Origin of the sequence: Clostridium sp. C2-6-12 (assembly GCF_009928485.1) — a bacterium.
In the GTDB taxonomy this organism is placed as follows: domain Bacteria; phylum Bacillota; class Clostridia; order Clostridiales; family Clostridiaceae; genus Clostridium.
Genome location: NZ_JAABNP010000001.1, coordinates 192,560 through 208,172, shown reverse-complemented (window position 1 = coordinate 208,172; position 15,613 = coordinate 192,560). Strand labels below are relative to the sequence as shown.

15 protein-coding genes, 2 tRNA genes and 1 rRNA gene are annotated in these 15,613 nt (G+C 29.0%); 5 read left to right on the top strand and 13 right to left on the bottom strand.

Annotated elements, in window-relative coordinates; genetic code table 11:
- Positions 1-144: 144 nt before the first annotated feature.
- Both GXK56_RS00955 and GXK56_RS00950 read right to left on the bottom strand, forming a co-directional pair.
- Entirely contained in the window at positions 145-2,430 is a 2,286-nt protein-coding gene (locus tag GXK56_RS00955; protein WP_160683652.1) for an ATP-dependent DNA helicase, read from the bottom strand.
- Between the two features lie 172 nt (positions 2,431-2,602).
- Complete coding sequence (locus tag GXK56_RS00950) at positions 2,603-3,193, bottom strand: DUF1836 domain-containing protein (RefSeq protein ID WP_160683649.1); 591 nt, start codon at positions 3,191-3,193, stop codon at positions 2,603-2,605.
- 540 nt (positions 3,194-3,733) lie between these two features.
- On the opposite strand from GXK56_RS00950, the gene GXK56_RS00945 reads away from it, so the two are divergent.
- Positions 3,734-3,985 (top strand): AbrB/MazE/SpoVT family DNA-binding domain-containing protein, encoded by a 252-nt coding sequence (locus GXK56_RS00945; RefSeq protein ID WP_279283030.1) that lies wholly within the window; start codon positions 3,734-3,736, stop codon positions 3,983-3,985.
- Between the two features lie 82 nt (positions 3,986-4,067).
- Here GXK56_RS00945 and rsmI read toward each other — a convergent pair whose 3' ends face one another.
- The 3 genes from rsmI to GXK56_RS00930 form a co-directional block, all read right to left on the bottom strand.
- Positions 4,068-4,913 carry a 16S rRNA (cytidine(1402)-2'-O)-methyltransferase gene (rsmI, locus tag GXK56_RS00940; RefSeq protein WP_160683643.1) on the bottom strand — a complete coding sequence of 282 codons (846 nt, stop codon included), beginning with the start codon at positions 4,911-4,913 and terminating at the stop codon, positions 4,068-4,070.
- 2 nt (positions 4,914-4,915) lie between these two features.
- Positions 4,916-5,665: a tRNA1(Val) (adenine(37)-N6)-methyltransferase gene (locus tag GXK56_RS00935; RefSeq protein ID WP_160683640.1), complete on the bottom strand. Its 750-nt coding sequence runs from the start codon at positions 5,663-5,665 to the stop codon at positions 4,916-4,918.
- 195 nt (positions 5,666-5,860) lie between these two features.
- Positions 5,861-7,099 (bottom strand): C40 family peptidase, encoded by a 1,239-nt coding sequence (locus tag GXK56_RS00930; protein ID WP_160683637.1) that lies wholly within the window; start codon positions 7,097-7,099, stop codon positions 5,861-5,863.
- A gap of 341 nt (positions 7,100-7,440) precedes the next feature.
- Here GXK56_RS00930 and GXK56_RS00925 point away from each other — a divergent pair.
- Together GXK56_RS00925 and GXK56_RS00920 are read left to right on the top strand one after the other, a co-directional pair.
- A tRNA-Pro gene (locus GXK56_RS00925) sits at positions 7,441-7,516 on the top strand.
- Positions 7,517-7,623: 107 nt separating this feature from the next.
- Positions 7,624-8,268 (top strand): HAD family phosphatase, encoded by a 645-nt coding sequence (locus GXK56_RS00920; protein WP_160683634.1) that lies wholly within the window; start codon positions 7,624-7,626, stop codon positions 8,266-8,268.
- A 53-nt stretch (positions 8,269-8,321) separates the two neighbouring features.
- Here GXK56_RS00920 and GXK56_RS00915 read toward each other — a convergent pair whose 3' ends face one another.
- Positions 8,322-9,068: a peptidyl-prolyl cis-trans isomerase gene (locus tag GXK56_RS00915; RefSeq protein WP_160683631.1), complete on the bottom strand. Its 747-nt coding sequence runs from the start codon at positions 9,066-9,068 to the stop codon at positions 8,322-8,324.
- A gap of 186 nt (positions 9,069-9,254) precedes the next feature.
- On the opposite strand from GXK56_RS00915, the gene GXK56_RS00910 reads away from it, so the two are divergent.
- Both GXK56_RS00910 and GXK56_RS00905 read left to right on the top strand, forming a co-directional pair.
- Positions 9,255-9,932: a uracil-DNA glycosylase gene (locus GXK56_RS00910; protein WP_160683628.1), complete on the top strand. Its 678-nt coding sequence runs from the start codon at positions 9,255-9,257 to the stop codon at positions 9,930-9,932.
- A 16-nt stretch (positions 9,933-9,948) separates the two neighbouring features.
- Positions 9,949-10,359 carry a DUF3785 family protein gene (locus GXK56_RS00905; protein WP_160683625.1) on the top strand — a complete coding sequence of 137 codons (411 nt, stop codon included), beginning with the start codon at positions 9,949-9,951 and terminating at the stop codon, positions 10,357-10,359.
- 164 nt (positions 10,360-10,523) lie between these two features.
- Here GXK56_RS00905 and GXK56_RS00900 read toward each other — a convergent pair whose 3' ends face one another.
- From GXK56_RS00900 to GXK56_RS00860, 7 genes are all read right to left on the bottom strand, one after another.
- A complete protein-coding gene (locus GXK56_RS00900; RefSeq protein WP_160683622.1) occupies positions 10,524-11,450 on the bottom strand; it encodes a phage replisome organizer N-terminal domain-containing protein in 927 nt (308 codons plus the stop codon).
- Positions 11,451-11,819: 369 nt separating this feature from the next.
- A tRNA-Phe gene (locus GXK56_RS00895) sits at positions 11,820-11,895 on the bottom strand.
- A gap of 5 nt (positions 11,896-11,900) precedes the next feature.
- Positions 11,901-12,017 (bottom strand): 5S ribosomal RNA (gene rrf / locus GXK56_RS00890).
- A gap of 421 nt (positions 12,018-12,438) precedes the next feature.
- Positions 12,439-13,395: a HaeIII family restriction endonuclease gene (locus tag GXK56_RS00880; protein WP_160683616.1), complete on the bottom strand. Its 957-nt coding sequence runs from the start codon at positions 13,393-13,395 to the stop codon at positions 12,439-12,441.
- A 25-nt stretch (positions 13,396-13,420) separates the two neighbouring features.
- Positions 13,421-14,437 (bottom strand): DNA cytosine methyltransferase, encoded by a 1,017-nt coding sequence (locus GXK56_RS00875; RefSeq protein WP_160683613.1) that lies wholly within the window; start codon positions 14,435-14,437, stop codon positions 13,421-13,423.
- Positions 14,438-14,760: 323 nt separating this feature from the next.
- A complete protein-coding gene (locus GXK56_RS00865) occupies positions 14,761-15,093 on the bottom strand; it encodes a hypothetical protein (RefSeq protein ID WP_160683607.1) in 333 nt (110 codons plus the stop codon).
- Between the two features lie 268 nt (positions 15,094-15,361).
- Positions 15,362-15,520 carry a hypothetical protein gene (locus tag GXK56_RS00860; protein ID WP_160683604.1) on the bottom strand — a complete coding sequence of 53 codons (159 nt, stop codon included), beginning with the start codon at positions 15,518-15,520 and terminating at the stop codon, positions 15,362-15,364.
- Between the last annotated feature and the right edge of the window lie 93 nt (positions 15,521-15,613).

The window sequence follows — 15,613 nt, the reverse complement described above, 5'->3', positions numbered from 1 at the left end:
TAGTGTAATTTGCTTACTGGTCTAACTTTATATAAAATAAAGTGGAAGTTTTATGGATGCTAGCTATCGGATAAAACCAACATGAATATTTTAACATACTTAAATAGATAAATAAACTTTTTGTTTTACCTATGTTCAATCTTGTCAACATTTATTTATAGGATACCATTCATTAGGCAGTAAGATTTCATATTTATTGGTTGTATACCTATCATCTATAAGCAAAACTCTCCCTTTATCAGTTTCAGTTCTTATTACTCTTCCAACTGCTTGTTGAACTTTGTTTATTCCTGGAAACACATAAGCATAATCATATCCATTTTCTTTATAGAAATCTTTTATTATTTCATTTTTCATAGATATCATAGGGTAACCTACACCAATTATTATACTTCCTATTAATTGTTCTCCTGGAAGATCTATTCCCTCTGAAAACATTCCCCCAAGAACACAAAACATTAGCAAATTATTGTTTTCCTTAAAAAGGTTTAAGAATTCACTTTTTTCTTCTTCTGACATATTAGGTTTTTGCTTTATAAGTTGGAATCTTTCAATTTGAGACTGATTCATTTCTTCCCACAGCAATTCCATATATGCATATGATGGTGAAAAAACTATATAATTACCTATATTTTTTGAAATAAAATCTATAATTTTATCTTTAACAGATTTTAAAGTTCTTTTTCTATGGGTATACCTTATGTTAAGTGGACTAACACAAACCTTCAAATTTTCTTTTTTAAATGGCGAAGGAAGTTTCAATCTATAGGTTTCATCTTTCCCTCCAAGCATATCTATATAATACTTTATTGGTGATATAGTTGCTGAAAAGAAAATTGCTGATTGACATTTACCTAGATATTCTTTTAAATTTTTAGCAGGATTTACACAATATAAGGTTAATATAATATCTTGATTTTCTTTTTCTATACAAGTTACATAATTTTCATCATATAGCTGCATAGTTGAAACAAATGCATTTATATCAAAATACAATTGAAGTATATCTTCATATCCTTCAAATCTGTTACCTCTGACTAAAATCTCTTCACTTTCTTTTAAATAAAGTTGCAGCTGTTTATTTAAATCTTTAGGAGGTTCTTTCTCATAAAACCATTTAACTTCTTTATGCTCACATTCATTTCTGAGCTCTACAAGATGATTATTAATTTTACCTAATATATTATGTATTTTGTTTAATTTACCTTTTGCTATTTTTTTGCATGACAATATTTGATTTTTACTCAAAGTAGCAGAATACATTCCTCTTGCTCTATCTACTAAATTATGTGCTTCATCTATTAATACTATATTACCTACACTTTCAAGCAGTCTTCCTAAAGATGCCCTAGGATCAAATATGTAATTATAATCACCTATAATACCATCACAATAAAGACTTACATCTAAAGAAAATTCAAAGGGGCATATTTTATATGTTTCTGCATATTTCTGCAATATTTCCGAGGAAATTCTTTCTTCATTTTCAATAATACATAATATAGCTTCCTTTACTTTAGCATAATACTCTTTTGCATATATACACTTCTCAGGATTACAATCAAAAGTTTCATTAATACATATTTTTTCTTTTGCAGTAATGGTAATGTTTTTAAATTTCAATCCTTCTTGTCTTAATCTTTCAAAAGTATCCTCTGCAACTTCTCGATTTATAGTTTTTGCTGTTAGATATACTATTCTTTCTCCTATACCTTCCCCTATTGCTTTCACGGCTGGAAATATAGTTGATATTGTTTTTCCTATTCCTGTTGGAGCTTGAGTAAATAAGATTTCTTTTTCCTTTATAGTTTGATAGGATATATTAATCAACTTACGTTGACCAGCTCTATATTCATCAAATGGAAACTTAAGATTTTTTATAGATTCATTTCTCTTTTCTTTATGTCTAAAAATTAAAAGAATAAACTTTTCATATTCATTTAATATTTTAAAAACAAAAGTTTCTAATTCATTAATTGAAAACTTTTGTTCAAAACTTTTAACTTCATAAGTTTCAAGCTGCATATAAGATAATCTTATATAAATTTCATTCAAGTTATTTTGCTTTCCATAAATAAAAGCATATACTTTTGCCTGAGCCCAATGTACTTCATTAGAATCATCTATATTAGAAAAACTTTTATATGTAGATTTAATTTCCTCAATTATAATATTATTTTTCTCTATTATAATTCCATCTGCTCGTCCTTCAATATTTATTACACTATTATCTAATTGAAATTCATAGGTTAAATATACTTCCTTCTCATAATTTTCATATATTTTCCCATTATCCTCTTGAATTTTCTGATGAGCTTTTATTCCCTCAACAGCTCTGGCACTTCCTGAAAATCTATTATCTATGTCTCCATTTTTCAAACAAAATTCTACTAAATTTCTTACGGACTCTTTTAATATGATTTTATCCATAAATTTTCCTCTCTTTAACAAGCTCCTAACCAATTTCAAAATCACTGTATTTTTAATAATAAAAACATCTATAAAACACTCACTTAATTAGCTATTGTAAATTCTAAGTTAATTAAGCAAGTGTTTCAGCACATTTTTTCTTTATACTATTTTATCCTATATATTTTATCTTTTACTCTGTATCATATTCTTTAACTATTTTTTGAACTAGTTTCTTAATAACACTCGCTTGGGCTATAAGTGATAAGACTAATAAAAATATTCTTATTCTTTCTTCATCTTTTTCTTTTAACTCAAAGTTTTGTATCATTTCCTGTAATTTATCTCCATTAGTAAGCGACGAGAGCAAATAATCATCTAAAGTTTCTTGTTGTATTTGCATGAAAGTTTTATATGTTTCTTCCCATGATAATATATCATCATTTCTGTCATTAATTTCGTTAAATGCAAGTCTAAAAACTTTTTTAATTTCTTCTGTTGTTAATAGAGGTCTCATATAGCTTATCAATACTAATTGTATTAAATGCATTTTAGTGTAACCTCTTTTTTTGCCATCTTCAGGTTTTGTTATAACTTCACTTTTAATATAATTTTGAACTATATTATTAGTAAAGTTTTCGTCAACAAATTTATCATTTAAATAATCTATTACTTGAGATAGAAATAAATCATACTTTGGAAAATCTTCATATGAAACTGAATTTCCCTTAGACATTTCTTCTGCTAATTCTCTTAAATAATCCGAATCAAATTTTCTTCCCATTTTATACACCCATACTTTCTTCACTTAAATAACAAGTATATTATATAGTAAGTATTAACTTATTACAAACTACTTTTAAACATAAGTTCTTAACAATTTTATTTTCTCACATATAATTGATCTTATTCAAAAAAATCCAGATTTAAATTATACGTACGAAAAAATATCTAATTTATGTAAGCACTCGACATTATTACGTATAGTATTCTCCTTTTTGCTAAAGTATTACCACATAATAATAGTAAAATTATAACTTTTTCTTACTTGTATGTAAATATAATGAAAATAATTTTCGTCACAACTTTTCAAATCTGCTGATATGAGCCATTTTAACGTAATTTATTATTATAAAAATAATTTTGTAATTTTATAGACAAAACCTATTGACTTTTCTAAAATATGGTAGTATATTTTAAGTAAGATGTTAATTAAAGTTGAAATTTGTAATTTCTTATAAATTAATTCAAAATATTCATTGACTTTATATTACATGCTTGGTAATATAATATAGTAGAATGTCGAATCGTGTAATTAGGAGGAATTTTTATGAAATCAACAGGTGTAGTTAGAAGAGTAGACGAATTAGGAAGAATTGTTATTCCTATAGAGCTTAGAAGAACTTTAGATATTGCTGAAAAAGACGCATTAGAAATTTATGTAGACGGTGAGCAAATAATTTTAAAGAAGTATGAGCCAGCTTGTATTTTCTGTGGAGATGCAAGAGACGTAATCAACTATAAAGGTAAAAATATTTGTACTAAATGTTTAGACGAAATCAAAAACAACAAATAATACTTAATACTTTAATACTATCCAATAAGTTTAAAACCATTTAACAAACTATCTTGAAACAACTTCAAGATAGTTTGTTTTTTTATATATTAGTTGAAAATTTATAAACTTCACTTTTAGGCAATTCTCTTTCTTTTGCCACAAGCTTTATAGCTTCTTTTTTGTTCATACCGTCATTCACATATTTAATTATATGTTCTTCAATAGATAAATTAACCCAGGTTTCTCTTTGCTCTTCTTTTATATCTTCAAGTTTTTTTCCTTCTAGTACAAGCACAAATTCTCCTCTAGGCTTTTTTTCATCAAAATACTTCAAAGCTTCACTTAAATATCCTCTATATATTTCTTCATACAACTTCGTCAATTCTCTACATACTGCAATTTTTCTATCCCCAAACACATCTATTAAAAATGATAAGGTATCAACTAATCTATGAGGAGCTTCATAAAATATAAGTGTTTCCTGACTTTGTAAGAGTTCATCAGTTATTGCTTTTCGTTCCTTATTTTCTCTAGGTAAAAAACCTCTAAAAAGAAATTTTGTTGTATCTAAGCCCGAATAAACTAATGCAGTTGTTATTGCCGTTGCTCCTGGTAGGACTTCAAATTCAAGATTTTCCTCTATACACCTTTGAACTATTACACTCCCAGGGTCTGATATTCCTGGAGTTCCTGCATCAGACACTAATGCAACCTTTTTCCCTTCCATTAATAATTCAATAATCTTATCACTTTTATTTTGTTCATTAAATTTATGATAACTTATCAAAGATTTTTTTATTTCAAAGTGATTTAATAGTTTTAAAGTCTGTCTAGTGTCCTCTGCTGCTATAACATCAGCTTCTTTTAAAGTCTCAAGTGCTCTTAATGTAATATCCTTCAAATTACCAATAGGGGTTGGTACTAAATATAGTTTCCCGTTTTCCATAATTATATCCTCCCATATATTAAGTCTATTTCTTTGGTATACTTGCCATTTTCATCATAAACATACAATGGTGGATCCCACTTTAAGTAAGCCCCCCCATCTCTTTGTCCTTCAACTAAAACAATATTCGGGGCTTTACCTATTTTAGGATGTATCATTTTCACTCTTTTAGGTTCAATTTTATACTTTCTCATGAGCATAAAAATATCTGCCAAACGTTCTGGTCTATGAACCATAAACATTCTTCCATTATCTTTAAGCAAAATTCTTGCCGCAGAAATCACATCTTCTAAATTACATAACACTTCATGTCTGGCTATAGCAAGTTTATCATTAGGATTTAAAATACCTGAGCTATTTAATTTGTATGGAGGATTTACTGTTAACACATCAAATTTTTCAATTGTCTTTAAAAATTCTATATTTTTCAAATCCTCATTTATAAAAAATAACTTTTTCTCTAAGGCGTTTAACTTTACGCTTCTCTTAGCCATGTCAATCATGTCTTCTTGAATTTCTAATCCGTATATGCTTTGCGGATTATATTTGCCGTATATTAAAAATGGAACTATTCCTGTTCCTGTACATAAATCCATTACTCTATGTTTTGTTTTTACATTAGCAAAATCTGATAATAAAACAGCATCTACACCGAATTTAAATCCATCTTTCTTTTGAATTAATTCTAACCCTTTAAGCTGCAAATCATCTATTGTTTCATCTTGCTCTACATATTTAAATTTATCATCCATATTATTTTTCCTCTACTATTAATATAATAAACTTATATTAAATTAATCATCACATCTATTTTAATCATTTTCTAAAAAGTCTTAGTTACACCCATCACATTATAACATCACAGCTTTAAGAAAAAAAGACCTCCTGTTTATAAACAGAAGGACTTTTAATATAATCAGATATTAACAACTAATTTCTTATATTTACTATGAAATTATTCTTCTTCCCGCATAAAAATTATATACCGGACTAACCTTTACTACATCACCTGTTTGTGGTGCATGGATCATTTGACCGCCACCAACATATATTCCCACATGACCTGCATGTGTAAATACTAAATCACCTGGTTTAAGCTGATCTTGACTCACTGATTGTCCTTCGTTAATTTGCGAGTATGTAGTTCTTGATATGTCTACCCCCGCTGCATTTTCATATACAAATTGAGTAAATCCTGAACAGTCAAAGTTAGCTGAACCTGTTGCTCCATATACATAAGGCTTTCCTAATTGTGCATATGCTTCATTTAATATAGCTTGTGCATTCCCTGCTGATGGTACTATTGCTGAAGAACGGCTTCTTCCTCTGCTTGCTGTCACTTTAACTTCAGCAGCTTTTTTTGACGAAACAATAGCTTTAGCCTTTTCTATCTTTTCATTAATTTCTGATTTAACAATTTCACTCTTAATTTGATTATCTCTAATATTTCTTAATTGAACAATAGCTGATTGAAGATCTGCTGTTGAACTATTAGAATTACTAATAAGATCAAATTGAGATTTTACTGTTTCTCTTTCTAATTGTGATAGATACTCCGAATCAAATTTGCTCTTTTCTGCTTGAGCTTGATCTGCTAATACTTTTTGTTCTTTCTTTTTACCATCTAATTCACTTATAGATGCTTGTACTTCTTTATTAAGTTTATCAATTTCATTTTTCTTGTCTTCTAATGATTGAATTTTATCATTTAATTCTTCTTTTTTCTTCATTACACTTTCTATATTTTCTTTATCTTTTCCAACAATTTTGCTAACTGCTTCTGCTCTAGAAAAGAAATCACTTGTTGATTCTGATTCAAGTAAAAAACTCAAATAACTAAATTCTGAATCTCCTGATACATACATTGCCTTAACTCTTTTCCCTAAAGCTAAATCCATTGTAGTAATTTCTTTCTTACATTGTTCTATATCCTTTGTAGTGTTATCAATGACTTTGTTAATATTTTTTATATCTTTAGTATTTTTGTCTACAGTTAATTGTAGAGGTTCTATCTTCGTATCTAAGTCATAAATCTTATTTTGAATGTCTTTTATTTTATTTTCAATTTCTGCATATTTCTGTCTCGAATCACTTAATTGCTGATTATTTGGTGTCGCAAACGCTGGTACTGAACTACCTATAACGATTACGCTGGCTAACATAATAGCTAGAATTTTGTTTTTCATTCAAAGTCGGTTTAAAACAACCTTCCCTCCTCCTTAATCTATATCTTTTACAATTATATCACTTTCATTAAAAATCAACAATTCATATATATGGCGAATTTTTAATTTATTCTACTAATATCTATATATAATCCATTTTCCCCACTTATTCTAACGTATCCTTTATATTTCTCATAATTTAATTATTGATAAATCTTTACAGGTTTAAACCTGTTCTTCCTTTCTATTATGAAATTTGCTTATTTCAAACTTTTTAGAACTTATTAAAACTACTTTTTCACTATAAAATCTCTCAAATTATTGACAGAAAAAATACTTATATATATAATTAAGTATAACTTCGGGGTGTGGCGCAGATGGGAGCGCGCGTGGTTTGGGACCATGAGGTCGCAGGTTCAATCCCTGTCACCCCGACCATTTTTTGATTCTAATTATTTTGACTTAAGGAAACAAACTCCTTAGGTTTTTTTATTATTTTTAATTTGCTTACTACTTTGAACAATATAGCTTAAAAGGAGATTTATATGTTAACAGATATAAAAGGTACAATCTTTGATCTTGATGGAACCTTAGTTGATTCTATGTGGGTATGGGCACAAATTGATGTGGATTATTTAAAGAAAAAAGGATATTCTATGCCAGATGATTTAAGAAACGAAATTGTTCACTTAAGTTTTAATCAAACAGCTGTTTATTTTAAAAAGAGATTCAAACTTGAGGACTCAATAGAAGAAATTCTAGAAGATTGGCACAACATGGCATTTAATCATTACTCTAATAATGTAAAATTAAAATCCGGTGTAAAAGACTACTTGAATTATTTAAAATCCTCTGATATAAAAATTGGTTTGGCTACAAGTAATTCAATTCCCTTACTAGAAGCTTGTCTAAAGAACAATGAAATTTACGATTATTTTGATTCAATCACAACAACAGATGAAGTTTCCAATGGTAAGAACTGTCCTGATGTATATTTACTAGCTGCTGATAAGTTGGGTGTTAATCCAAAACACTGTTTAGTATTTGAAGATATATTGCCAGCTATTCAAGGTGCAAAAGCAGCTAATATGAAGGTCATTGCTGTAAAAGATGATGAGTGTTTAGACTCTAAAGAGGAACTTCTTAAATATGCCGATAAATATATTAATTCTTTTACTGAATTATTGTAAAAAAATGTTGTCTCAAACAAAATTGCTTTGAGACAACATTTTTATATGTGTAACTATTTTCTTTCTACACCATATTTATTTTCTAATTCTTTTAACATTTGATCATATTTAGCATGTTGATTTTGTTGTAATAGTTGATTTAAAACACCATCTTTTACTTCATCAAAGCTCTTAATTGAAGCTTCATTCTTAGCATCTACTAATATTAAGTGGTATCCAAATTGAGTTTTAACAGGTTCTGTAACAACTCCAATTTCTGCTGTAAAAGCAGCTTCTTCAAATTCTGGAACCATCATACCCTTTGAAAACTCACCTAAATTTCCACCTTGTTGATTAGAAGGGCATGTTGAATATTTCATTGCAGCATCTCCAAAAGATATCTTTTCTCCTGAAATTTCTTCTTTTGCTTTTTTAGCTTCTTCTTCTGTAGCAACTAAAATGTGTCTAGCAGAAACTGTTGCTGGTTGACCAAATGCTTCTTTGTTATCTTCATAATATTTCTTAACTTCATCGTCAGTAACAGTAATATCAGATAATATCTTATTTATAGCCATTGAAGTTATAACTTCCTTTGATATACTTTCAATTGCATCTTTGTATTCTTGAGTCTTATCTAATTCTATTTCTTTTCCAAATTTATTCATTAATTCAAAAGAAATTAATTGTTCTAACAATTGCTTCTTTTTACCTTCGTTTTGCAGCGCCCCTCTTTGTTCTTCTGGATATCTTGAAATTATTGCGTTTAAATCTTTTTCTGTTATTTCATTTCCTGCCGCAACTGCTAATACCTTATTTTCCATTTTAAATTCTCCTTTTTTATATGTTATTTTTATATTTCGTCTAATCAAACTATATACCACTCTATTTTAACAGTATCTACAACTTCTAACAATAAGGTAAATAAATTAATTTAAGATTATGGATTTTTGGTAAATGTATTGTACATAATTTTGTCCTAAAATGTTATACTATTGTTGGGTGATGTTATGTCTGAAATATTAAAAAATGATTGGAAAAATTATTTAGAATCTGAATTCCAAAAAGACTATTATGTTAAATTAAGAAAATTTTTAGTGAGCGAATACAATTCAAAGGTTATATATCCTAATATGTATGATCTTTTTAATGCATTGCATTATACACCTTATTCAAAAGTTAAAGTTGTAATATTAGGTCAAGATCCTTATCATGGTCCAAAGCAAGCACATGGTTTAAGTTTTTCTGTTAATCCTGGAGTAAAAGCACCTCCTTCATTAATAAACATGTATAAGGAATTACAATCTGATTTAGGCTGCTATATTCCAAATAACGGCTACTTAAAAAAATGGGCTGACCAAGGAGTATTGCTTTTAAATACAGTGCTTACTGTAAGAGCTAGAGAAGCTAATTCTCATAAAAATAAAGGCTGGGAAGAGTTTACCACAAAAATCATTCAAGTGCTAAACGAAAAAGAAACTCCTATAGTTTTTATTTTATGGGGTAACAATGCTATTTCTAAAGCTAGCTTAATTACTAACCCAAAGCACTTAATTATAAAATCTGTTCATCCAAGTCCACTATCTGCAGCAAGAGGTTTCTTCGGCAGCAAGCCATTTTCTCAAACAAATAACTTTTTGATTTCTACCAATCAAACACCTATTGATTGGCAGATTGAAAATATATAAAACCAGGGGGTACTTTATGGAATATAAATTTATTTCTAATGATAAAGAATATGTTTTGAACGAAGGAAATTGCGACGGAATATTTTTTTATGATGAAAATGAAATCAATGGAATATCAGTAGATATGGTCTTAAAAGCTTTAAATGACGGAGAAGAAGTAAATTTCTCAACAGAATATTTTGCAGATAAATGTTCTTGTAATTCTCAAGAACAAATCGGTAAGGCCTACCGATATTTAGAATATCACTTTTATGTTTATACAAAAAATAATGAATATGTAATTAATACACTTAGTGAAGAATATAAAGATACGTCTTTCAACAAACTTTTCAGAGCAGGTAAAATTGATGATAGTTATATTGTAAATGTAACAGTTTGCCCTGATTGTGGTTCTTATTATATTGGAGTTGAACAATGTACTGTTTAATATAAAAGTTATATAGTTTAATTTACAATTTACCAGGTGCAATTGATGCCCTTTATGGGTAGTCTGTAACCAACTAATGTTGAAAACCTCTGGTTTTCTTAAAATATTTTTACCGAAAATCCAAAGACTTTTCATCCACACTTATCAATTGCACACCGGTAATTTTACCCAAGGGTCAGTCCCCATATAACCCTCTCTCCTTCTCTCAAAGGTGGCATATCCCCTTCTGAAAATAATAATAAAGACGTACCATCTCCTGTTTTATCTACTGCAAGCTCAGTAACTAAATCATCTTTTCGTTGGCTTTTCTTCATTCTCCTTCCCTTGCTATTATCCTTGGTTTCTAAGATGACTAAATTATTCTGCTCAGTATTAATAGCTTCTGAAGCTTTAGCGATATCCACCATACCACTATCAACATTTTTTACATTATGACTAATTACTTCTTGCCTTTCATTGCAATCGGTTATTTTAGTTCCTAAACTCTGATTTTCCTTCAACGTAGCTAAACAATTCACATACTTGTTAATGTCGCTTTCCTTTGTTGAATTTATATTATCTGAAGTCTTATAATTTTCAGACTCAACTTTATGAGTTTCACTTTGTTCTTTATCTTTATTTTGTGCAGGCTTACACTCTTCTTTGATATTATCTGATACTATTTTGCTGTCTTTAGTTTGCTTGTCCTCTTTTATATCCACTTCTTTATTACTTGGAGAAATAGGTTTTCTCTCTTCCTTATTCTTAATTTCTTCTTTTTCCTTCACCTTAATATTTTGATGTTTTACGAACCCTTTTACTCTATAAATATTATCTGCTGTAACTACAATCATTTTTAATTCTATCAACACATCTAAAGCTACTTTAATTAATGCAGCCTCTCTACCAAACTCTATTGCTAGAGTATCTATTGTATAGGGAATATCCTTTGCCATATATAAATCCCCTTCTTTGTTAGCCTTTCCAGCTAAAATAATACTTCTTGCAAAAAAGTAGTGAATGAAATCTCTTTCTAGTCTTTGATCTATAATTTTTGTTTTTGTGTCATCGTATAGGTCTAATTTGAATTTTACGTATCTTCTTTCTCTCATATTTATCATCCCCCTTTATATTTTAATAATTAATACTCAAGAAATCCTGTAAGGATTTCAACTATAATTTCCAATTGTTAACTGTACATTGTTAATTGAAATATATCTCATCTAATATATATTGATTTTTTTCAATGTTTACATATATATTAAAAAATATTTTTCAGATAAATTATTTTTTATAGGTAGAAATTTCTACATGATTTTTTTAATCGGCAATACAGATTATAAGTATATGGTATTTCCCTTAATTGTTCATTTTGGAGTCCTAGCCAAGTAGTTGCCAAAACTTTGAATGATGCAACATATTAGCAGGAATTAAAGCTATTTAAACACGCAAAAAAAGCACTAACATAAGTTAGTGCTTTGTGGTGGCTCGAACTGGAATCGAACCAGTGACACGAGGATTTTCAGTCCTCTGCTCTACCGACTGAGCTATCGAGCCATCTCACCTGGCAACGTCTTACTCTCCCACACAGTCACCCGTGCAGTACCATCAGCGCTGTAGACCTTAACTGTCCTGTTCGGAATGGGAAGGAGTGTTACCTCTACGCCGTCATCACCAGATCACAAATAGTATTATATCGAGATATGGATGTTATGTCAACATCTTTTTAAAAGTTTTTTTATTTTTTATTAAATACTTATTTTATGAAGCTTCTAAGCGGTTTACTATAAGTCAATTTTCTTCATTTAATAAATTAATTGTGAAATAAAAATAATAATTAATTAAGAAGGTGTTATTATGAGTATAGAAAAATTATCAAAAATTTTAAAGGAAAGCAATTAATATAGTTTTCTTTGGTTGAGCTGGTGTCAGCACTGATATACGAATATAAACCCACTTTTTATAGTGTAGATAATGTTACTATATCTTCTTGTGTTTTTGTAATCATATTAATCAGTATATCCTTATCCATTAAACTTTCTCCAAAAAATATATTAATCAATTCCTTTTCCATATTAGTATTACTATCTCTCTTTATTGTTATTCCCAAGGTTCATGATGTGTATATAATGTAGGTGGAACTCCTAACAGATTAACATCAAATTTTAATGAAGGTTCTACTTTCGAACTAGCATTATGTATTCTCATAGAGATTGTCCAACCGCCATCACAAACTACATGCACCGTATTACCTGAACTCGGTTTGAAATCAATATTAAAAAATCTTTCCGGCATTACTAATTGAGGGATTTTTACTTGTGGACGAATCCTTCCAGCAGCTCGGTTTAATGTTCCATAAAGGCTATATACTTGAACTTTTGTTACTTTTCTTTTATCATCTGTAATTACCTTATAGAAATCATTTAATCCCAAAAGATAACTTAATAGTCTTTTAGGAATTATATTAGGATTTTCAGAATCAAGTCTTTTTAATTCTTTCATAAAAGCTTTTAACAATGGTATGTAATAACGTTCTTCTTTATTTTCAATTTCTCTCCAAAGAACCTTTTTGCTTTTCAGCTCTCTTAGTTCATCAAACATTGGAGTTATCTCTTCAAAATATTCATTTGAACAAGGTATACCAAACCACATTTGTCCAAAATCTATACTAGGAGATAATCTACTATGCTTTACAGCGGAATGATTATGCTTACAACTTAAACCTATTTCCCATTCATTCTGTCTTCTTATACATAGAACATCTCTTACATCTCCTGATATCCCAGCAGCATCTTCTTGTATTGTTAAATATAAAGGGTTATTTTTTAATGGATTTTGCAGCTGAGGTTCCAATCTTAAAATAACCCTTACAGCTGCATTAGCCGCTAAATCCATTTTTTCTTTTGTTTTTTCATCAGCGCCATTGTAAAAATCTCTTGCCACGTTTAAAGCACTGGTATCTTCTAGAATAACTTCTTGTTGATCAGAAAGCTCTGAATTTAATGAATTAAGGCAAGCATATTCAAAAGCTTTTCCCAAACTTGTTTGTATAGCCACTCTATTCCCCCCTAAATGTTATTTTTTAACCTATACTTACTTCTTGTAATAAACTTGTATTAGCTATGTCTACATTACATAAGCTAAGTGTATTGAATACTTTTTTTGCGACTGCTTCAGCTAGTCTAACTGGAACAGCATTGCCTATTTGTTTATATTTACTAGTTAAGTCTCCAATGAACTCCAAATCTTGAGGAAAAGTTTGTATTAAAGCAGCTTCCCTCCACGAGAATCTTCTTGTAATTCCATTATCACCAAACTTCCATAAATCTTTACCTACATTCTCCATATCTGGACTAGATGGGTGTAGTGTAACCTGTTTAGCCATAGCTGGAATAGTGTAAGAAAATTGATCCCAATTACGTTTGCGATTTCTAGACATATATCTTGAGCTATAAGGAGCATTGCAAATTTCTTCTGGTAACGGTTCGGAAATGTTTGATAAAACATCTCGTAAAGTTACTTTATTATCTAATGGTTTAGGAAATTCAAAATTAATAATATTTAAATCATTCCTAAATCCAACAATGATAATTCTTTGTCTATCTTGAGGAACACCATAATCACTTGCATTAAGTAACTTATAAAATAGAGTATATCCCTTTGAATACATATCTGATTTTAAAGCTTCAAATATTTCGCCGTTACCTAAAGTGAGCATTCCTTTTACATTCTCACCAACAAAAGCCATAGGTTGTTTTTCCTCGAGGTATTTTACATAGTTTTTATAAAGACTGTTTCTACTATCATCTAGCTTACGAGGACCTGCTAAAGAAAAGCCTTGGCAAGGCCAACCTCCTAATAGTATATCAGCATTAGGAATAGTTGAAAGATCAATCTTACTTATATCTCCACATACCACTGTTGCATCGCTCCATAGACGATGAGTAGCACAAGCATCTTTATCTATATCATTTGCCCAAATAGTTTTAAATCCAGCATTTTCAAATCCTAAATCTAGACCTCCAGCGCCACAAAAAAAAGAAACTACAGTAAGTTTTTTTCTAGTATTGTTAATCTTTTTCTCAGTATTTGTTTTCATTTTTGCACTCCTTTATCAATTAATAGTATATATCAAAACTATTCAATCCACCATAATTTTTGAATAAGTATAACATTTATTTTATAAAAAGGCCAGTAAAATATTGCCTGTTACTCATTGGATATAATAGCAATAAACTGAAAATGAAGTAGGTGAACATCAATTTTAATATTGTTGACCAATGTGAATTTGTCTGTTAACATATGCAATCTAGATCCTAAGTTTTCAATTATTAAGGTTCCGTATTCATAACTTCTCATTAATTTATTCCAATCCATATAATCTTCTAAGTGTTCGGGAATGTCATTATATAACTCTTGGTATCATTCCTGAAAAGCAGTTTCTTTGTTACAAGCTCCTATGATCTGATAACTATATTGATATTCCAAAATCTCTAGAACCTCACTTGCAGTTCCAACTTTAAACAATGCTGATAGATCATCAGGAGTTATTTTAAATTCTCCTAACATCTCAAAAAAGGAAAGTGAATCTCTATCTGACACATTAACATCTGTATCTTTAAGTTGGTCCTCCGTATCATTCATTCTTAATGGATTAACCTTTTTCTCTAAATCTATAATATCATATAAAGAATATACGTTCCCATAGATATAATTACCATTTCCTAAGTTTGTTATACATATTTCAATTTTCATTTATAATTCCTCCTTGATGTTTACCAAGGAAAGCATACTACTATCTCCTTTGCATATAAATTTGGTTCTACATTTGCTTATACCTTGAAAAAGGCTTTTGATATGATATTTAAATTAGAATCTATTTAAATAGGCTATGATAGCTTGATTAAGAGTAGTTTACCTTGTCTTTATTAATAATAACGTGAATTTTAAAATTCGGGAGCCGCCTAATTTACAAATAAAAAAAGAATAGCCATTATAGCTATTCCTAAATAAAATATTTATTTTATCTATCCCTAAATAAATCTTCATCAACACATACATCAATATCAAATTCATTGCTGTTTATACTTAAAATTTCTATGTTATCTATGCTTGTATCATTAATCTCAATTGCATCTTTATATTCCAGATCGATAGATGAAATGTTTAGGAAGTAATTCATTATCAAATCAAAAGCCAATTTAACTTTAATTTTACTATTATGGTATACATGTTTATTAACATATTCTGTTATATATGTAGTACATTCAAGTTC